General features: G+C 67.2%; 13 protein-coding genes. 9 read left to right on the top strand and 4 right to left on the bottom strand.

Annotated elements, in window-relative coordinates; translation table 11 throughout:
* The first annotated feature begins 1 nt into the window (after position 1).
* On the top strand, positions 2 to 1,432 hold the full coding sequence (locus tag K5H97_RS11145; RefSeq protein WP_028691694.1) for an efflux transporter outer membrane subunit: 1,431 nt from the start codon (positions 2 to 4) through the stop codon (positions 1,430 to 1,432).
* Here K5H97_RS11145 and K5H97_RS11140 read toward each other — a convergent pair.
* Together K5H97_RS11140 and K5H97_RS11135 are read right to left on the bottom strand one after the other, a co-directional pair.
* A complete protein-coding gene (locus K5H97_RS11140) occupies positions 1,402 to 2,154 on the bottom strand; it encodes an AraC family transcriptional regulator (RefSeq protein WP_028691695.1) in 753 nt (250 codons plus the stop codon). The genes K5H97_RS11145 and K5H97_RS11140 overlap by 31 nt on opposite strands.
* A gap of 89 nt (positions 2,155 to 2,243) precedes the next feature.
* Complete coding sequence (locus tag K5H97_RS11135) at positions 2,244 to 2,681, bottom strand: PACE efflux transporter (protein ID WP_028691696.1); 438 nt, start codon at positions 2,679 to 2,681, stop codon at positions 2,244 to 2,246.
* Positions 2,682 to 2,996: 315 nt separating this feature from the next.
* Here K5H97_RS11135 and wecB point away from each other — a divergent pair, with 315 nt between their 5' ends.
* The 5 genes from wecB (at position 2,997) to K5H97_RS11110 (ending at position 11,352) form a co-directional block, all read left to right on the top strand.
* A complete protein-coding gene (gene wecB / locus K5H97_RS11130; RefSeq protein ID WP_028691697.1) occupies positions 2,997 to 4,151 on the top strand; it encodes a non-hydrolyzing UDP-N-acetylglucosamine 2-epimerase in 1,155 nt (384 codons plus the stop codon).
* Positions 4,148 to 6,322: a cyclic di-3',5'-guanylate-activated glycosyltransferase NfrB gene (gene nfrB, locus K5H97_RS11125; RefSeq protein WP_028691698.1), complete on the top strand. Its 2,175-nt coding sequence runs from the start codon at positions 4,148 to 4,150 to the stop codon at positions 6,320 to 6,322. Before wecB ends, nfrB begins: the two co-directional genes overlap by 4 nt.
* Positions 6,319 to 9,321: a phage receptor gene (locus tag K5H97_RS11120; RefSeq protein ID WP_028691699.1), complete on the top strand. Its 3,003-nt coding sequence runs from the start codon at positions 6,319 to 6,321 to the stop codon at positions 9,319 to 9,321. Before nfrB ends, K5H97_RS11120 begins: the two co-directional genes overlap by 4 nt.
* The gene (locus K5H97_RS11115; RefSeq protein ID WP_028691700.1) at positions 9,321 to 10,166 is read left to right on the top strand and encodes a DUF4434 family protein; all 846 of its coding nucleotides are present in this window, start codon (positions 9,321 to 9,323) and stop codon (positions 10,164 to 10,166) included. The genes K5H97_RS11120 and K5H97_RS11115 overlap by 1 nt, the downstream gene beginning before the upstream one ends.
* 94 nt (positions 10,167 to 10,260) lie before the next feature.
* Positions 10,261 to 11,352 carry a GGDEF domain-containing protein gene (locus tag K5H97_RS11110; protein ID WP_028691701.1) on the top strand — a complete coding sequence of 364 codons (1,092 nt, stop codon included), beginning with the start codon at positions 10,261 to 10,263 and terminating at the stop codon, positions 11,350 to 11,352.
* On the opposite strand, the gene K5H97_RS11105 is transcribed toward K5H97_RS11110, so the two are convergent.
* Both K5H97_RS11105 and K5H97_RS11100 read right to left on the bottom strand, forming a co-directional pair.
* Positions 11,327 to 12,625 carry an ATP-binding protein gene (locus tag K5H97_RS11105; RefSeq protein WP_028691702.1) on the bottom strand — a complete coding sequence of 433 codons (1,299 nt, stop codon included), beginning with the start codon at positions 12,623 to 12,625 and terminating at the stop codon, positions 11,327 to 11,329. The two genes, K5H97_RS11110 and K5H97_RS11105, sit on opposite strands and share 26 nt — an antisense overlap.
* 6 nt (positions 12,626 to 12,631) lie before the next feature.
* The gene (locus tag K5H97_RS11100; protein ID WP_028691703.1) at positions 12,632 to 13,333 is read right to left on the bottom strand and encodes a response regulator transcription factor; all 702 of its coding nucleotides are present in this window, start codon (positions 13,331 to 13,333) and stop codon (positions 12,632 to 12,634) included.
* A gap of 158 nt (positions 13,334 to 13,491) precedes the next feature.
* On the opposite strand from K5H97_RS11100, the gene K5H97_RS11095 reads away from it, so the two are divergent.
* From K5H97_RS11095 to mobA, 3 genes are all read left to right on the top strand, one after another.
* On the top strand, positions 13,492 to 14,667 hold the full coding sequence (locus tag K5H97_RS11095; RefSeq protein WP_028691704.1) for an efflux RND transporter periplasmic adaptor subunit: 1,176 nt from the start codon (positions 13,492 to 13,494) through the stop codon (positions 14,665 to 14,667).
* Positions 14,668 to 14,678: 11 nt separating this feature from the next.
* Positions 14,679 to 17,801: an efflux RND transporter permease subunit gene (locus K5H97_RS11090; RefSeq protein WP_028691705.1), complete on the top strand. Its 3,123-nt coding sequence runs from the start codon at positions 14,679 to 14,681 to the stop codon at positions 17,799 to 17,801.
* A 61-nt stretch (positions 17,802 to 17,862) separates the two neighbouring features.
* Positions 17,863 to 18,438 (top strand): molybdenum cofactor guanylyltransferase MobA, encoded by a 576-nt coding sequence (gene mobA, locus K5H97_RS11085; protein ID WP_028691706.1) that lies wholly within the window; start codon positions 17,863 to 17,865, stop codon positions 18,436 to 18,438.
* The last annotated feature ends 66 nt before the right edge of the window (positions 18,439 to 18,504 follow it).

Here is an 18,504-nt window from a genome sequence, read left to right as displayed (position 1 = left end):
CATGCCGCGAATCGCCCTGCCCTTGCTTGCTCTCGTTCTGACCGGTTGCAGCCTCGCCCCCGACTACCAGCGCCCACCTTCGCCCAGCGCCGAGCAGTACCCCACGGGCGTCGCCTACCGGGGCGGGCCACCCGCCACGGACCTGACCGGCGACTGGCGCGGGGTGTTCCAAGACCCGGTGCTGCGCCAGTTGCTCGACACCGCGCTGGCCAACAACCGCGACCTGCGCGTGGCCGTGCTCAACGCCGAGGCCTACCGCGCCCAGTACCGCATCCAGCGCGCCGAGCTGCTGCCGAAGATCGCGGCCAACGCCCAGGGCACACGCCAGTTCCTGCCACGGCGGCGCACCGGCGGCGAAGGCATTATCAGCACCCAGCAATCGGCCACCGTTGGCATCAGCGCCTATGAACTGGACCTGTTCGGTCGATTGCGCAGCCTCAGCGACCAGGCGCTGCTCAGCTACCTGGCCACCGACGAGGCCCGGCGTGGCGCCGAGCTCAGCCTGCTCAGCAGCGTCGCCGGCGCCTATCTGACCTGGCGTGCCGACCAGGAATTGCTGGCCCTGTCGCGCCAGACCCTGCAAGCCGACGAAAAGAGCCTGCGCCTGACCCAGCGTCAACGCCGCACCGGCACGCTGTCGGCGCTCGACCAGATCCAGGCCACCACCCGCGTCGACAGCACCCGCGCCGCCGTGGCGCGCTACACCCGCTTGGCCGCCCAGGACTTCAACCAGTTGCAGCGCCTGGTCGGCACGCAGATCGACGAACACCTGCCGGCATTGCCGCTGGCCGACGAACAGATTGCCAGGGTCCCCGCCGGCCTGCCCGCCGACCTGCTGCAGCGCCGCCCGGACATCCGTCAAGCCGAGTACCAGCTGCAGGCCGCCAACGCCAATATCGGCGCGGCGCGGGCAGCGTTCTTCCCGAGCATCAGCCTGACCGCCAACGCCGGCAGCAGCAGCCGCGAGCTGGCCGACCTGTTCGACGCCGGCACTGGCACCTGGCTGTTCCAGCCGCAGGTCAACCTGCCGCTGTTCAACGCCGGCAGCCTGCGTGCCAGTCTCGATTACGCCACGTTGCAGAAGGACATGCAGGTGGCGCGCTACGAGAAGTCGATCCAGACCGCCTTCCAGGAAGTGGCCGACGGCCTGGCGGCGCGCAGCACCTATCAACAGCAATTGCGGGCCCAGCGCGACCTGGTCGAAGCCAGCCAGCGCTACCACGACCTGGCCGAGAACCGCTACCGCACCGGTATCGACAGCAGCCTGACTTTCCTCGACGCCCAGCGCTCGCTGTTCAGCGCCCAGCAGGGCCTGATCAGCGACCGTCTGGCGCAGTTGCTCGCCGAGGTGAACCTGTTCACGGCCTTGGGTGGCGGCTGGGACGAGACGCCGGGGCTGGCCTACCAGCGCTCCACGGCCCTGCCGAAGTAGACCGACGGCGATACCCCGAGGGTGCGGCGGAACATCGCGCTGAAGGCACTGGGGCTGTCATAGCCCAGGTCCAGCGCCACCTCCAGCACCGACTGCCCGGCCGCCAGGGCATCCAGGCTTGCCAGCAGGCGCATGCGCCGCAGCCATTGCACCAGGCTCAGGCCGGTCTCGCGCTGGAAGGCACGGGTCAGGGTGCGCGGGTTGAGGCCGCTGTGGGCCGCGGCACGAGCCAGGCTCCAGTCCTCGGACAGTGCCTGGCGCAGGGCCTCGCACAGGCCTTGCAGGTGCGCCGAATGCGGACTGGGCACATGCAGGGCGAATACCGGCAGCACGCGCAGTTCGTCGAGGATCAGTTGCATGATCCGCGCCTCGCGGCCCTGGGCCGGATGGTCGGGGGCGATGTCCATGGCGCGGATGATCAGCTCGCGCAACAGCGGCGAGATCTCGATCACCTGGCACTGGCGCGGCAGGTCCGGGCGCGCGTCGGGTTCGACGAACAAGGTACGCATGCGCACGACGCCGGCCATGCGCAGCTCGTGCTCGACCGCCGCTGGCACCCACACCCCACGCCCCGGGGGGACCACCCAGCAGCCTTCGCGGGCACTGACCGTGACCACGCCACTGATCGCGTGGATCAACTGGGCGCGGTCATGACAGTGCGGCGCGATGTGCTCGCCATGGCGGTAGTTCTCGGCGAGCGGCAGGATGATCGGACGCGGCATCGGTGCGGGTCTGGCATGGTTGAACGTAGATTATTGGCGATGCGTGGGGCTAAGGGGAACCCGGTGACTTGTGGGAAAAAGCCCCGATATCAGCACCCCTTGGCCGCTTCCTGCGCCGATACCGGCACATCGAAGACCTTGTCGAACCCCCACTGGAACACGAACGCATAGACGAAGAAGAACACGAACAACGCCAGGTTGGTCACCAGCGCCGCCCACAGCCCGATGTCCAGCCAGTACGCCACCAGCGGCAGCAGGATCAGCACCAGCCCGCCCTCGAAGCCCAGGGCATGCAGCAGGCGCCGCAGGAAGGTGCGGCTGCGCTGGCGCTGGCGCGCTTCCCAGCGCTCGAACGCCCAGTTGTAGGCCATGTTCCAGCTCATGGCGATGCCCGACATGAGGATCGACAGCACGGTGGACTGGGCCATGCCGGCGCCGAACGCCAGCTCCAGCGCCGGCGCCACGCAGGCCACGGCGATGGCCTCGTACAGGATGGCCTGGACGACCTTGCGCGCCTTGCCTTGCATGCTCTACTCCCTGAAGAAAAGACCTACAAAGCTACAAGAAGAAGGCTGTAAGAAAAAGCCGGAAATACTTTATTGACTGACCGTTCAATCAAGAAAAACTAGCATAAACGTTTCCGCACCAACCCTCCCTGGCGTTCGGCCTCGACAGTGCCGACACGACCCCCGCCTCCATGGCACTTCCGCAAGCGCCTGCAGCGCACCGTCCGGCGCAGGCCGCGCATTGGACAACCCCGTGATCGACTGCTTGTATCTATGACTGGCAAGCGGCGACACGTCGTACAACTTCGTCCAGGGAATCGAACGAGGAACTACACGATGGCTTACACCGTGATGATGGTATTCGGTACCCGCCCCGAAGCGATCAAGATGGCCCCGCTGGCCCGCGTCCTGCGCGACTGGCCCGAGGTCGACCTGCATATCTGCTCCACCGGCCAGCACCGCGAAATGCTCGAACAGGTCCTCACCGCCTTCGGCCTCACGGTCGATCAGGACCTGCAGGTGATGACCCAGAACCAGACCCTCAACGGCCTGTCCCGCGACCTGCTGGACAAGCTCGACCGCGCCTACGAGCAGGTCAAGCCCGATATCGTGCTGGTCCACGGCGACACCACCACCAGCTTCATCGCCTCGCTGGCGGCCTTCCACCGGCATATACCCATCGGCCATGTCGAGGCTGGCCTGCGTACCGGCAACCTGCAGCAGCCCTGGCCCGAGGAAGCCAACCGGCGCTTGACCGGCGTGCTCGCCGACCTGCACTTCACCCCCACCCGCGACTCCGACGCCAACCTGATCCGCGAAGGCGTGCCGCCCGAGCATATCGAGGTCACCGGCAACACAGTGATCGACGCCCTGCTGTGGATGCGCGACAAGCTGCACCGCGATAACTGGCGCCCCGCCCCCGAATCCCCGCTCAAGGTGCTGCGCGACGACCAGCGCATGGTGCTGATCACCGGCCACCGCCGGGAGAACTTCGGCAGCGGCTTCGAACGCATCTGCCTGGCCCTGGCCGAACTGGCCTTGCGCTACCCGGACGTGCAGTTCCTCTACCCCGTTCACCTCAACCCGCAGGTGCAGCACGCGGTGTACAGCGTGCTATCCGGGCGCGACAACATCCACCTGGTCGCCCCCCAGGACTACCCGCACTTCGTCTGGCTGATGAACCGCGCCCATATCATCCTCACCGACTCCGGCGGCGTGCAGGAAGAGGCGCCAGCCCTGGGCAAGCCGGTGCTGGTGCTGCGCAAGGTCACCGAGCGCCCCGCCGTGCTCAAGGGTGGCACGGTCAAGCTGGTCGGCACCCTGACCGAGCGCATCGTCCACGAGACCAGCCAATTGCTCGACGACCCGGCGGCCTACGCGCGCATGGCGCAGGTGTTCACCCCCTTCGGCGACGGCCACGCCAGCGAGCGCATCGCCGAACGCCTGAGCCGCTGGTTCGCCGAGCAATCCGCCGCGCGGGACAACGCATGAGCCTGGCTTTCATCGACTTCCTCACCTATGTCCTGTTCGGCCTGAAGATCCTCGCCATCATCCTGGCGACACTGATGTTCGTGCTCGGCCTGGACGACCTGTTCATCGACCTGTGCTACTGGGGACGCACGCTGATCCGGCGCTTTCGGATCTACGACAAGTTCGACAAGGCCGACGAGAAACGCCTGTTCGAGGTGCCGGAAAAGCCCCTCGCGATCATGGTGCCGGCCTGGAACGAGGTCGGCGTGGTCGGCGAGATGGCGCGCCTGGCGGCCTCGACCATCGACTACGAGAACTACCAGATCTTCGTCGGCACCTACCCCAACGACCCGCAGACCCAGGCCGACGTCGACGCCGTCTGCCTGCACTACCCAAACGTTCACAAGGTGGTCTGCGCCCGCCCCGGCCCGACCAGCAAGGCCGACTGCCTGAACAACATCATCGACGCCATCCTGCGCTTCCAGCAGGACGCGCGCATCGAGTTCGCCGGTTTCATCCTGCATGACGCCGAGGACGTCATCTCGCCGATGGAACTGCGCCTGTTCAACTACCTGCTGCCGAACAAGGACATGATCCAGATTCCGGTGTACCCCTACGCACCGGAATGGAAAGGCTTCACCGCCGGCCACTATGTCGACGAGTTCGCCGAGAACCACGGCAAGGACGTCATCGTGCGCGAAGCGCTCACCGGCCAGGTGCCCAGCGCCGGGGTCGGCACCTGCTTCAGCCGCCGGGCGATCAGCGCCCTGCTCGAGGACGGCGACGGCATCGCCTTCGATGTGCAGAGCCTGACCGAGGACTACGACATTGGTTTTCGTCTCAAGCAGAAGGGCATGAAGTGCATCTTCGCCCGCTACTCCATCACCGACCCGGCGCTGGCCCTCAAGCAGGACTGGCGCCTCGGCATGAGCCGCGAATTCGCCCAGGTGATCTGCGTGCGCGAGCACTTCCCGCGGGACTGGCAGCACGCCATCCGGCAAAAATCGCGGTGGATCGTCGGCATCGTGTTCCAGGGCACCAGCAACCTCGGCTGGAGCCGCAAGGGGGCGCTCAACTACTTCCTCTGGCGCGACCGCCGCGGGCTGTTCGCCTACCTGCTGAGCTTTTTGGTCAACCTGTTGCTGCTGGTGCTGCTGGCGATGTGGCTGGTGACGGTGATCGCGCCGGAGTCGTGGCGCTTCATGTCGATCCTCAGCGACAGCAAGCTGCTGAGCACGCTGCTGTGGCTCAACGGCCTGCTGCTGTTCAACCGCCTGTTCCAGCGTTTCTGGTTCGTCACCCGCTACTACGGCATCTTCGAGGGCCTGCTGTCGGCGCCGCGGATGATGTGGAGCAACTTCGTCAACTTCTTCGCCAACCTGCGCGCCCTGCGCCAGGTGATGGAAATGGGCGATTCGCGGCGGGTGGCCTGGGACAAGACCACCCACGAGTTCCCCGCCCTCGCCGCGCCTGCGCGCACGCCGCTGGGCCAGCGCCTGGTGGAGAAAGGCTTGATCAGCCAAACCCAGCTGGAGCAGGCCATCACCAGCCCGGTCCGTCGGCGCCTGGGTCGCGAGTTGCTGCTGCACGGCTGGCTGAGCAGCGAGCAACTGGTCGAGACCCTGGCTGAACAGCTGGACCTGCCCTGGGCACCGCTGAACCCGTTCAAGATCGCGCCAGCGCTGATCGCCAAACTGCCGCGCAAGCTCGCCACCCACTACGGCGTGCTGCCGGTGGACGAGGACGGCGACACCCTGGTGCTGGCCAGCGAGAGCCCGGTCAGCCAGGTTTCGCTGGGCGTGATCAGTCGCCAGCTCAAGCGCCCGGTACGCGCCCGCCTGGCGCCGCAAGGGCGGGTCACCCTGGGCCTGCGCTACCACTACCCAAGCCCCTGGCAAAAGCCCGAGACCCGCGAAATGCTCGCGGTGCTCGAGCGCCATCAGGACGACGCCACCCTGCTGGAGCAGGTCGGCATCCACCAGGTGATGCTCGGCACGCTACTGCAGGTGCGCGGCATGGTGCCGGTGACCCTGTTCAACCAGGCGCTGATCGACTTCAACCCCGAGCAGCAGAGCCTGGGCGAGCACCTGATTGCCCGCGGCATCATTACCGAAGAGGTGCTGCAGCAAGCCCTCGCCGAGCAGGCCAGCGAACAGCAGGCCGCCTATGAACTGACCCGGGAGGTGGCATGACGCCCCATCTTTCCCTGACCCTCGCCAGCCTGCTGCTGTGCTCTTCCACCCTGGCCGCGCCGACCAAGCCGATGACCGACTTCCAGCGTTTCACCAGCTACCCGTTCATGGAGCGTGGCTACCGGGAGGCGCAGAAGGACAACTGGGCGGAGGTCGAGCGCCTGACCCGCCACGTGCTGGGGCGCGTGCCCAACAACAACGAGGCACGCGCCCTGCTGGCCGAGGCCCTGGCCCACCAGCGTCGCTACAAGGAAGCCGAGGCCATCGCCGAGGACCTCGACGACAACCCCGAGCACGCCGACGCCCTGCTCGAACTGCGCCTGACCTGGATCGAGCAGGACCCGCCCGCGCAGAGCCAGGTTGAGGCGTGGCTGGCCGACAGCCAGGGCCAGCAGCGGGTGCGCCTGTGGCAAGCCTACAGCGTCAGCCTGGCCAAGTTCGGTGGCGCGGCCAAGGCCCTGGAATGGCTCAACCAGTTGCCGGTGCGCGACGACGGCATGGTGCTGCGCATGACCCGGGCCAACTTCGCCGAGCAACTGCGCAACTGGGGCGAGACCATCGACCAGCTGCAACCCCTGGCCGAAAAGGGCGAATTGCCGCCGCAGGACTGGCAGCGTCTGGCCAACGCCTATATCCAGCAGGTCGATGAAAAGGGCCTGAACAAACTGCTGGCCAGCGCGCCTTCCCAGGAGGCGGCGACCCATGCCCGCCTGGCCATGGCCAACCGCGCCATCGCCATGGGCCACAACCAGCAGGCCGAGCGTTGGCTGCAGAGCCTGCCCACCGATCAACTGCAGCATCCCGAACAGCGCCGGCAACTCTGGGAACTGGCCCGCGAGGGCGACGATGCGGCGCTGGTGCGCCAGTTGAGCAATGAATTGCAGCGCCCGTGCCTGGAGACCGTCGACTGGCTGTCGCACAAGGACCTGAAGCTGGCCCGCGAGCAGCTCGGCCAGTGCGAGGCCCGCGACAATCCGCGCAGCTATGCCATTCTCAAGCAACGCCTGTATGGCGACCCTGCGCAGCCGCCGCAACCACGCACGGCGGCTCAATGGGAACAACGCTACCGCCAGACCGGCGACCTCGCGGCGCTGGAGCAAGCCACGTTCATGCTGCTCGAGCGAGGCCAGACCGAGCACGCCCGGCAGTTGCTGGAGAACGCCTACGACCGCCGCCAGGGCCGATTGACGCCCTCGCTGCTGCAACGCCTGGGCAACCTCTATGCGCGCAACGACGGTCCGCTGGACACCCCGCGCATGCTCGCCCTGGTGCCGCGAGTCGATGCCGCCACCCGCGGCCAGTTGCTCGCCCGCCTGGCCGAGGCCGGCCAGTGCAACGCGGTGCGCAAGGCGATCCCGGCCAACCCGAGCGAAGCCGGGCAGTATCGCGCCCTGGGCCGCTGCGCCATGCCCGACCGGCCCGGCGAAGCCGTGGTCTACTACCAGGCCGCCGAACGCCTGGGCGACACCGCCAGCCGCCTGCCCCTGGCCTACGCGCTGGAGGCCTCGGGCGACGCCGAAGCAGCGCTGCCGATCTGGAACAGCCTGCCGGCCGACGCCTGGACCGACAATGCTCGCCTGACCGCGGCGCGGGGTGCCTTGAACGCCGGCGATGCCGACGCCGCCCGCCACCACTGGGACGCGGCCGCGCACCGCAACGCCGATGACTGGGCCCTGGGCGCGGCCATCGCCCAACGCCAGGGCGACGCCCAGCAGGCCCTGGCCTTCCAGCGCGAAGCCCTGCGCCACACCCCGCGCGCCGATCACTACTACGCCGCCGCCAGCACCGCCCAGCAGGCCGGCGACAGCCCCCAGAGCACCGCCTGGCTGGCCGAGGCCGTGCGCCTGGCGCCGGATCAGCCGCGCTACCGCGCCGACTACGGCATGCGCCTGGCCGGCTCGACGGACAAGCAGCAACGGCGCCAGTCCATCCCCTATCTGGAGCGCGCCACCCGCGACTTCCCCGAGGACTACCGCCTGGGCGAGACCCTGGCCCTGCGCTACGACGAGGCCGAGGACAGCGCCTCGGCCCGCCGCGAGTTGCGCCGGGTGCTGGACGTGGAGCGCAACCTGGTCGACGGCGACGACGAGTACGGCAGCCTGGAGGCGCGCAAGTACCGCCAGCGTCGTGCCCATGAAGCCCTGTCGCGCCGCGACAGCATCACCCTGGCCAGCACCTGGTCGCCAGCCGGTACCTCGACCAACGATAAGTTTCTCGACAACGGCGCGCGCGCCGGCAGCTCCCGCCGGGCACAATCGCAGAACGTGCAGCTGGCGATGTGGGACCACGCCCTGGGCGAGGAGCCCAGCCGCAACGGCAGCACCCTGTCGGTCTATGGCCGCGTGCTGTTCGGTGGCCAGAGCCGCACCGACTACGCCCAGAGCATGGGCACCGGCGTCGGCCTGCGCTACAAGCCGCTCGGACAGGCCAACCTCAACCTGTACGCCGAGCTCTACCACCAGCGCCAGATCGACAGCACGCACTACAGCGGCCTGAGCCTGGGCGAGCTGCTAAGCCCGGCCAAGGTCGGCGGCAACTGGGGCGACCTGCGCCACAACGCCGAATCGAGCAACGACCTGCTGCTGCGTGCCACCGCCTCGTTCCTCGACCAGGGCCGGTACCGCAATGACTGGCGCATCGACGAAGACGACTGGGACGAGCGCTTCCTCTACCTCGACGCCGCCTGGTGGACCCGGGCGGGCGATCATGCCTGGCTGTCGCGCTTCCAGCAGGGCCATGCCTGGAAACTGCCAAGCCGGTCGCCGCAGACGATCATGCCCTACGGCTTCCTCGAGTTCTCAAGCCAGGACCCAAGCAACGACTGGCGCCAGGACGCCCGCGCCGGGGTCGGCCTGCGCTGGCAGTGGTGGTTCGACGACGACCGCTACAACGCCTACCGTGGCTCGCTGAAAGTGCGCGCCGAGTACCAGCAGGCGCTGGGCGGCAACCTCTACGAGCGCGCCAACGGCGTGCTGCTGGGTGTGGAGATGAACTTCTGATGCGTACCTTTCTGGCTCTCTGCCTGCTCGCCCTGTGCCTGCCGACCCTTGCCGACGAGCGCCTGTTCTACCAGCCGCTCAACCGTGATGCGAACGTCACGCCAGCCCAGTGGCAACAACTGTGGCGCGCCACCAGGGCCCAGGGTGGCACGACCCTGATCGTGCAATGGAGCGCCTACGGCGACAGCGACTTCGGCGGCGCCCACGGCTGGCTTGCCGGCAGCCTGCGCGAGGCGCAGGCCCAGGGGCTGGAGCTGGTGCTGGGGCTGTACATGGATCCGGCCTACTACCAGCGGCTCGAACAGCTCGACGGTGAAGGCCTGAACAGCTACTTCAAGTCGCAGTTGGGCCGCTCCCTCACCCAATACCAGCAGCTCAAGACCGACTGGGCGCTGCCGGTGTCCGGCTGGTACCTGCCGCTGGAGCTGGACGACCTGCACTTTCGCGATGCGGCCAGGCGCGATGCGCTCTACACACAATTGCAGGCGTTCAATCGGCAATTGGACAAGCCCTTGCATATCAGTGCCTTCAGCGCCGGCCAGCTGTCGCCACGGGTCAATGGTGCGTGGCTGGAGCAACTGGCGAACCTTGGCCTGAACGTGTGGTGGCAGGATGGTGCCGGCACCGGTCGCCTGCCGCCACTCGTGCGCCAGGGCTATGAACAGGCCCTGCCCTGCCAGGTGGGTATCGTGCGCGAGGCGTTTCGCCAGGTCAGCCCGCCTGGGCAACCGTTCCGCGCCGAACCGGCGCAGCCGGCGCTGAGCGGAGGCTGCCACGCCGAGGCTGTGTTCGCACTGCGCTACCGGCCCTGGGCCAAGGATGTGCTGCAATCAGGCTCGTTGTAGGAGCGGCCCTTTCGCGACACAAGGCCACTCCTACAGTGACCTCACAGCCCTGGAAGGCATAACAGACAACAATTTCAAGGCCATCATCGCCTCCATGTACAAGACCCTCGAAGCCCACATTCGCCAACAGGTCGCCCCCGCCGCCCTGCGCGCCGAGTTCCGCCAGCACGAATTCGAGGCCATGCGCCGCTTCTGCCTGCTGATCTTCTGCATCGGCATCGCCATCTGGCTGATCTTCGACCTGATCGTCAGCTACCTTGGCGGCCAGGGTTTCACCTGGTTGTCGGGGGTGTTCATCGCCCTGTTGTGCAGCCTCTGCGTGGTCCTGGGCTTCACCCGCAAGAGCCAGCATTTCGACGTGCTCAACCTGTTGTTCGTGGCGGTGATCACCCTGGCCATGCGCCTGGTGATCGAGGGCATTCCGATCGTTCTGCGCCCGGTGTGGCTGGTGCTCGGAGTCTCGACGGTGCTCTACGCCGTCTCGCTGCTGCCGGTGCGGCGCTGGTCGTTCTTCTGCGCCCTGGGCATCACCTGGCTCATGCTCAACCCGTTCTTCCACACGCGTATCGAGGCCCTGGAGCTTGAGGGCGCGATGCTGATCAGCTACGGGGTATTCCTCAGCGGCCTGGTGACCTACAGCTACCTGCGCATCCGCCAGGCCAAGCTGCACAATTTCTACCTGACCAACGTGCTGCTGGAACAGGCCTACATCGACGCCCTGACCGAAATCCCCAACCGCCGCTCGTTCATGGCCAAGGCCGGAAAGCAGCTGCGCCAGGCGGATGCCGGACAGTTCCTGGCGATGATCGACATCGACAATTTCAAGCAGGTCAACGACCGCTTCGGCCATGACATCGGCGACGAGGTGCTCAAGCGCGTGGCAGCGCATATCAAGGCAGCGATGATCGGCTACGAGATCGCCCGGCTGGGCGGCGAGGAATTCGCGATCTTCTTCCAGGGGCTGGACGAAGCCAGCGCCGAGCAGCAGGTCGCCGCGCTGTGCCAGAGAGTGCGCGAGGACCTGTCTGCGCACCCGGTGACCATCAGCATCGGCCTGGCACGGATCGACAGCGGCGATACCCTGAGCCTGGCGCTGATCAGGGCGGACCAGGCATTGTACGAGGCCAAGCACACCGGCAAGGACCGCTTCGTCCTGTGGACTACCCGGCTGGCAAACGAATCCTGAACTGCGCCCCGCCCAGCGCCGACTGCGCCACGGTCAGCGTGCCGCCCTGCCCTTCGATGGCCCGCCGGCTGATCGCCAGCCCCAGCCCGAACCCGCCGGTATTACGGTCACGGCTGCGGTCCAGGCGATAGAACGGCTGGAAGATCCGCTCACGCTCCTCGGTTGGGATGCCGATGCCGTCGTCTTCCACGGTCACCAGGCAAGCGCCGTCCTCTTCCCGGCGCAGGCGCAGCAGCAGGCTTTCATCGCAGTAGCGCATGGCGTTGCGCACCAGGTTCTGCACGGCGCGGGCGGTCAGCCGCGGGTCGAGGACGAAACGCGGCAGGTCGGTTTCGCAGCGCACCTCCCAACGGATGCCACGGTTGTCGAGCTCCTCGGCGAAGCTGCCGAGCACGCTGTCCACCAGTTCCAGCAACGACACCTCGACCCGCTCGCGGGCCTGGTCGACGCTGTCCAGGCGGCTGTAGGAGAGCAGTTCAAGCACCAGTTCGTCCAGTTCGCGCACATGGCCCACCAACCCCAGCAGGCGTTTGCGGCTGGCCGGCGGCACCTCGTCGAACAGCAGCACCAGGCCGAAGTCCAGGCGGGTCAAGGGCGTGCGCAGCTCGTGGGAAACCGCGTTGAGCAGTTCGCGCTGCTGGTTGACGTGGCGTTCCAGATCGCTGGCCATGGTGTCGAACACCCCGGCCAGTTCACCGATGTTCGAGCGAGGCGAGATATGCGTGCGCTCGGACATCTCGCCGCGCCCCAGGCGCCGGGCAGTGTCCTTCAGCCGTTCGAGGTCGCGCCAGTGCGGCCACACCCACAACAGCAGGCAGCCAAGCATGGCCGCGCCGATCAGCACGGTCACGCCCCAGGACAGCACGTTGATGTCCAGCGGGTCGTCCGGCGAATGCAGGCGCACCAGCCATTGCGAATCCAGCGGCGCCAGCACCGTTTCGTAGTAGCCCCAGTCGGCCATGCGCACCGCGAACAGGCCATGTTCGAGCCGGGCTTTCTCCTCGCTGCTCAAGTCGGTATCGTCCATGCGCAACAGGCGTACTTGCAAAGGTTTGAACACCTCGGCCAAGTCTTTTTCCACTGCCGGCCACTGCTCCTGCGGCGCCTGCCGGAACTGGCGTACGATCAGGGTCTGCACGCCCTTGGCCTGCTCGAGGTTGTAGGCCATGAAGCGCTCATGGAACAACCCGACGATGGTGTCGGGGATCAGCGCGATCGCCCCGGCATAGGCGACGATGATCACCAGGTACAGCCGCACCAGGATCTTGAGCATGGCCTGTCAGTACTCCCACTCGACTCGGCTGAACAGATACCCCTTGCCCCACACGGTCTTGATCTTGCGTGCTTCGCCGGCGCTGTCGTCGAAGCGTCGGCGCAGCTTGGAGATGGCCACGTCCACCGAACGGTCGGTGCCGTTGAACTCGATGCCGCGCAACTGCTGCAGGATACGGTCGCGGCTCATCACCTCACCGGCGTTGCGCGCCAGCACCACCAGCAGGTTGTACTCGCCGCTGGACAGTTCCACCTCCTCGCCGCGCCAGCTGACCGTGCGCTCGGCCAGGTCGATGCGCAGGCCGCCGACCTGGATCAGGTCGCTGTCCAGGCGCGGCTCGTTGACGCTGCTGCGGCGCAGCAGGGTGCGCACCCTGGCCAGCAGCACCCGGGGTTCGCACGGTTTGGTGACATAGTCGTCGGCGCCCATTTCCAGCCCCAGCACCTGGTCGTGACTGTCGTCACGGGCGGTCAACATGAGGATCGGCAGGCCCTGGCTCTCCTGGCGCAGCAGGCGGCACACCTGCAGGCCGTCGAGGCCCGGCAGCATCAGGTCGAGGATCACCAGGTCCGGTTTCTGCCGGCGGAACTCGTCCAGTACATGGTCGCCGCGGGCAATCACCCGGACATGGAAATCGTTGCGTTGCAGGTGGCTGGCGATCAGTTCGGACAACGCGCTGTCGTCTTCGACCAGGAGAATGTTCGGCATAAGGGGATTTGACGAAAGATTGAAGTAAGGCAGGATATAGAATCCCGCGCGGGCCACCGCCGATTGTTCACACTTTTTCACACACGCCCAACACAGCTTAACAGCCGCCACCCGAACGGCTGCTTTAGCATACGCTGGATCAAACCTGGAAGATCCGTATGTCCATTCCCTGCCCTTCGCGCCTGCGCCCCTTGGCGCTGCTGGCGCTGATCACCCTTTCCCTGGCCGGTTGCAACGACGCCGCCGAACAGGAAGAACAGGCCCCGCCTTCCCAGGTCCGGGTCGAGACCCTGGCCGTGCAGCCACTGGCGATCAGCACGGAACTCAGCGGCCGCCTCCTCGCGCCGCGTACCGCCGAGGTGCGCGCCCGGGTAGCCGGCGTGGTGCTCAAGCGGGTGTACCGCGAAGGCAGCGACGTCAAGCAGGGCGACGTCTTGTTCCTGATCGACCCGGCGCCATTCAAGGCCGACTTCGACAGCGCCCGCGCCACCCTGGCCAAGGCCGAGGCAACCCTGTACCAGGCCCGCCTGCAGGAACAGCGTTACCGCGAGCTGGTCGACGACAAGGCGGTCAGCCGCCAGGAGTACGACAACGCCCGCGCCGCCTTCCTCCAGGCAGACGCCGCGGTCGGCGAAGCCAAGGCGGCGCTGGAACGGGCGCGCCTGAACCTGGGCTACGCCACCGTCACCGCGCCGATCTCCGGGCGCATCGGCCGCGCCCTGGTGACCGAGGGCGCGCTGGTCGGACAGAACGAAACCACGCCGCTGGCCACCATCCAGCAGTTGAACCCGATCCACGCCGACGTCACCCAGTCGACCCGCGAGCTCAATGCCCTGCGCCGCGCCTTGCGCGCCGGCGAACTGCGCCAGGTCGGCCAGGACCAGGTCAAGGCCACGCTGATCCAGGACGACGGCAGCGCCTACCCGCTGGCCGGCAAGCTGCTGTTCTCGGACATCAGTGTCGACCCGAGCACCAACCAGATCACCCTGCGCAGCGAGTTCCCCAACCCCGACCTCGACCTGCTGCCGGGCAGCTACGTGCGCGTGCGCCTGGACCAGGCGGTGCAGCCCCAGGGCATCAGCGTGCCGCAACGGGCGATCCTGCGCGACAGCGCCGGCGTGCCCAAGGTGCTGCTGGTCGACCCGCAGAAGCGCATCAGCGAACGCCAGGTGGTTTTGGGCAGCGCCCAGGGTGATCGCTGGATCATCAGCGAGGGCCTGGCTCCGGGTGATCGCGTGGTGGTCGAGGGCCTGCAACACGTCAAGGCCGGCGACCAGGTCCAGGTCGACGAGCAACCGGGCGCCTCCGCGGTCGCCCAACACACCGGCCAATGAGGGCCTGATCCATGCCGCAGTTCTTCATCGACCGCCCGGTATTCGCCTGGGTGGTCGCCCTCTTCATCCTCCTGGTCGGCGCCCTGGCCATCCCGCAGTTGCCGGTGGCCCAGTACCCCGACGTGGCGCCGCCGCAGGTGGAAATCTACGCCGTCTACCCGGGCGCCTCGGCGGCGACCATGGACGAGAGCGTGGTCAGCATCATCGAGCAGGAGCTCAACGGTGCCGACAACCTGCTCTACTTCGAGTCGCAGAGCAGCCTGGGCAATGCCACCATCACCGCCAGTTTCCAGCCCGGCACCAATCCGGACATGGCCCAGGTCGATGTGCAGAACCGCCTCAAGGTGATCGAGTCGCGCCTGCCGCGCCCGGTGACTCAGCAAGGCCTGCAGGTTGAGAAAGTGTCCACCGGCTTCCTGCTGCTGGCCACCCTCACCTCCGAGGACGGCAACCTCGACGAGATCGCCCTGTCGGACATCCTCGCGCGCAACGTGATGAACGAGATCCGCCGCATCAAGGGCGTCGGCAAGGCGCAGCTGTACGGCTCGGAGCGGGCCATGCGCATCTGGATCGACCCGGCCAAGCTGGTCGGCTTCAACCTCACGCCCAACGACGTGGCCGAGGCCATCGCCGCGCAGAACGCCCAGGTCGCCCCCGGCAGCATCGGTGACCTGCCCAGCCGGCCGACCCAGGAGATCACCGCCAACGTGGTGGTCAAGGGCCAGCTGAGCACCCCCGAGGAATTCGCCGCCATCGTCCTGCGCGCCAACACCGACGGCTCGACCGTCACCGTCGGCGATGTCGCCCGGGTCGAGATCGGCGCCCAGGAGTACCAGTACGGCACGCGCCTGAACGGCAAGGCCACCAGCGCCTTCAGCGTCAAGCTGTCGCCCGGCGCCAACGCCATGGAAACCGCGGGCCTGGTCAAGCAGAAGCTCGACGAGCTGGCGCGCTACTTCCCGGCCGGGGTGAAATACGACATCCCCTACGACACCTCGCCGTTCGTCAAGGTCTCGATCAAGCAGGTGATCAACACCCTTGTCGAGGCCATGGTGCTGGTGTTCGCGGTGATGTTCCTGTTCCTGCAGAACTTCCGCTACACCCTGATCCCGACCCTGGTGGTGCCGGTGGCGCTGATGGGCACCTTCGCGGTGATGAACGCGCTGGGCTTCTCGATCAACGTGCTGACCCTGTTCGGCATGGTGCTGGCGATCGGCATCCTGGTCGACGACGCCATCGTCGTGGTAGAGAACGTCGAGCGGATCATGGCCGAGGAAGGCCTGCCGCCCAAGGAAGCCACACGCAAGGCCATGGGCCAGATCAGTGGCGCCATCGTCGGCATCACCCTGGTGCTGGTGGCGGTGTTCCTGCCGATGGCCTTCATGAAAGGCTCGGTGGGCGTGATCTACCAGCAGTTCTCGGTGTCGATGGCGGTGTCGATCCTGTTCTCGGCGTTCCTCGCCCTGAGCCTGACCCCGGCCCTGTGCGCCACCCTGCTCAAGCCCTTGGAAAAGGGCGAGCACCATGAGCGCAAGGGTTTCTTCGGCTGGTTCAACCGCCGCTTCGAGGGCATGAGCAACGGCTACCAGCGCTGGGTGACCCACGCCCTGGCCCGCAGCGGCCGCTACCTGCTGGTGTATGCCGTGCTGCTGGCGGTGCTCGGCTACGGCTTCAGCCAGTTGCCCACCGCCTTCCTGCCCACCGAGGACCAGGGCTACACCATCACCGATATCCAGCTGCCGCCAGGCGCCAGCCAGGCGCGCACCATCGAAGTGGCCCGGCAGATCGAGGCGCACAACGCCGAAGAACCGGGCGTGGCCAACACCACGCTGATCCTCGGCTTCAGCTTCTCCGGCAGCGGCCAGAACGCGGCGCTGGCCTTTACCACGCTCAAGGACTGGTCCGAACGCGGTGGCGACGACAGCGCGCAGTCCATCGCCGACCGCGCCACCCTGGCCTTCACCCAGCTCAAGGACGCCATCGCCTACGCGGTGCTGCCACCGCCGGTGGACGGCCTGGGCGAGTCGACCGGCTTCGAGTTCCGCCTGCAGGACCGTGGCGGCATGGGGCACACCGCGCTCATGCAAGCCCGCGACCAGTTGCTGGAGGCGGCGCGCAAGAGCAAGGTACTGGTCAACGTGCGCGAAGCCTCGCTGGCCGAAAGCCCCCAGGTGGAACTGGAAATCGATCGGCGCCAGGCCAATGCCCTGGGCGTGTCGTTCGCCGACATCGGCGCGGTGCTGGACACCGCCGTGGGTTCCAACTATGTCAACGACTTCCCCAACCAGGGCCGCATGCAGCGGGTGGTGGTGCAGGCCGAAGGCGACCGGCGCAGCCAGGTCGAGGACCTGCTGAAGATCCACGTGCGCAACAACAGCGGCAAGATGGTGCCCCTCGGCGCCTTCGTCAGCGCCCACTGGCAGTCCGGTCCGGTGCAGCTGACCCGCTACAACGGCTACCCGGCGGTGTCGATCTCCGGCGAGCCGGCGGCCGGCCACAGCTCGGGCGAGGCCATGGCCGAGGTCGAACATCTGGTTGCCCAGCTGCCGGCCGGCGCCGGCCTGGAATGGACCGGCCTGTCGCTGCAGGAGCGTCTGTCTGGCAGCCAGGCCCCGCTGCTGATGGCGCTGTCGCTGCTGGTGGTGTTCCTGTGCCTGGCGGCGCTGTACGAAAGCTGGTCGATCCCCACCGCGGTGCTGCTGGTGGTGCCCCTGGGCGTGCTTGGCGCGGTGCTTGCGGTGACCCTGCGCGGGATGCCCAACGATGTGTACTTCAAGGTTGGCCTGATCACCCTGATCGGCCTGTCGGCGAAGAACGCCATCCTGATCATCGAGTTCGCCAAGGCCCTGGTCGACCAGGGCCACGACGCGGTGGACGCCGCGATTCAGGCCGCGCGCCTGCGCCTGCGCCCGATCGTGATGACCTCGCTGGCGTTCATCCTCGGCGTGGTGCCCCTGGCCATCGCCAGCGGCGCCAGCTCGGCCAGCCAGCAGGCGATCGGCACCGGGGTGATCGGCGGCATGCTCAGCGCCACTTTCGCCGTGGTGTTCGTGCCGGTGTTCTTCGTCGTGGTGATGCGCCTGGCCGGGCGCGGTCGGGCAAGGACGACCGAAGCAGCCACCCACGAGGCCTGACTGGACAAGCCTCGCGGTAAATGGGAGGGTTCCCGGCATTGACTGCCCGGAACCCTTTTTCATGCCTGACGCCCTCCCCCCCTGTTCCATCCTCATCCTCGCCGGAGGCCGTGGCCAGCGCATGGGCGGCCGCGACAAGGGCCTGGTGGCCTGGCGCGGCGAGCCGCTGGTGGCCCATGTGCAACGTGCCGTGCGGGCACTCAGCGATGATCTTGTGATCTCCTGCAACCGCAACCAGGCGGCCTATGCGGCGTATGCCGACCAACTCGTCAACGATACCGATGCGGACTTTCCTGGTCCGCTGGCCGGGGTCATCAGCGGGCTCAAGGTGGCACGGCATGAATGGGTGGTGGTGCTGGCCTGCGATGCGCCGCTGATCGATCGGGCCTTGATCGAGAACCTGCTGGCCCTGGCGGTGGCCCACGACAGCCCGGCCATGGTGCGCCAGGGCGGGTACTGGCAGCCGATGTTCAATGTGCTGCCACGGCGGTTGCTGCCGCTGCTGGAGCAGGCCTGGCAGGCGGGTGAGCGGAGTTTGCAGAAGGCCTTGCTACAAGCGAATGTCCAGGGGCTGGAGTGTATAGAGGACGACCCGCGATTGAGTAACTTCAACAGCCCGGATCTGCTGCAGGATTAACACCTCGATCGCGGGGCAAGCCCGCTCCCACGAAAGCCCACTCCCGCAGAAATACGCGTGCTCTGT

The sequence above is a fragment of the Pseudomonas mosselii genome (assembly GCF_019823065.1).
GTDB lineage: Bacteria > Pseudomonadota > Gammaproteobacteria > Pseudomonadales > Pseudomonadaceae > Aquipseudomonas > Aquipseudomonas mosselii.
Note: the sequence above shows the minus strand (reverse complement) of the source record. Positions and strands in the feature narration are given on the sequence as shown.

What these genes read in the sequence shown, in the direction of transcription:
- K5H97_RS11145 (WP_028691694.1), top strand. Translation starts at nt 2, where the DNA reads ATGCCGCGAATCGCCCTGCCCTTGCTTGCTCTCGTTCTGACCGGTTGC.
- K5H97_RS11140 (WP_028691695.1), bottom strand. Translation starts at nt 2,154, where the DNA reads ATGCCGCGTCCGATCATCCTGCCGCTCGCCGAGAACTACCGCCATGGC.
- K5H97_RS11135 (WP_028691696.1), bottom strand. Translation starts at nt 2,681, where the DNA reads ATGCAAGGCAAGGCGCGCAAGGTCGTCCAGGCCATCCTGTACGAGGCC.
- wecB (WP_028691697.1), top strand. Translation starts at nt 2,997, where the DNA reads ATGGCTTACACCGTGATGATGGTATTCGGTACCCGCCCCGAAGCGATC.
- nfrB (WP_028691698.1), top strand. Translation starts at nt 4,148, where the DNA reads ATGAGCCTGGCTTTCATCGACTTCCTCACCTATGTCCTGTTCGGCCTG.
- K5H97_RS11120 (WP_028691699.1), top strand. Translation starts at nt 6,319, where the DNA reads ATGACGCCCCATCTTTCCCTGACCCTCGCCAGCCTGCTGCTGTGCTCT.
- K5H97_RS11115 (WP_028691700.1), top strand. Translation starts at nt 9,321, where the DNA reads ATGCGTACCTTTCTGGCTCTCTGCCTGCTCGCCCTGTGCCTGCCGACC.
- K5H97_RS11110 (WP_028691701.1), top strand. Translation starts at nt 10,261, where the DNA reads ATGTACAAGACCCTCGAAGCCCACATTCGCCAACAGGTCGCCCCCGCC.
- K5H97_RS11105 (WP_028691702.1), bottom strand. Translation starts at nt 12,625, where the DNA reads ATGCTCAAGATCCTGGTGCGGCTGTACCTGGTGATCATCGTCGCCTAT.
- K5H97_RS11100 (WP_028691703.1), bottom strand. Translation starts at nt 13,333, where the DNA reads ATGCCGAACATTCTCCTGGTCGAAGACGACAGCGCGTTGTCCGAACTG.
- K5H97_RS11095 (WP_028691704.1), top strand. Translation starts at nt 13,492, where the DNA reads ATGTCCATTCCCTGCCCTTCGCGCCTGCGCCCCTTGGCGCTGCTGGCG.
- K5H97_RS11090 (WP_028691705.1), top strand. Translation starts at nt 14,679, where the DNA reads ATGCCGCAGTTCTTCATCGACCGCCCGGTATTCGCCTGGGTGGTCGCC.
- mobA (WP_028691706.1), top strand. Translation starts at nt 17,863, where the DNA reads ATGCCTGACGCCCTCCCCCCCTGTTCCATCCTCATCCTCGCCGGAGGC.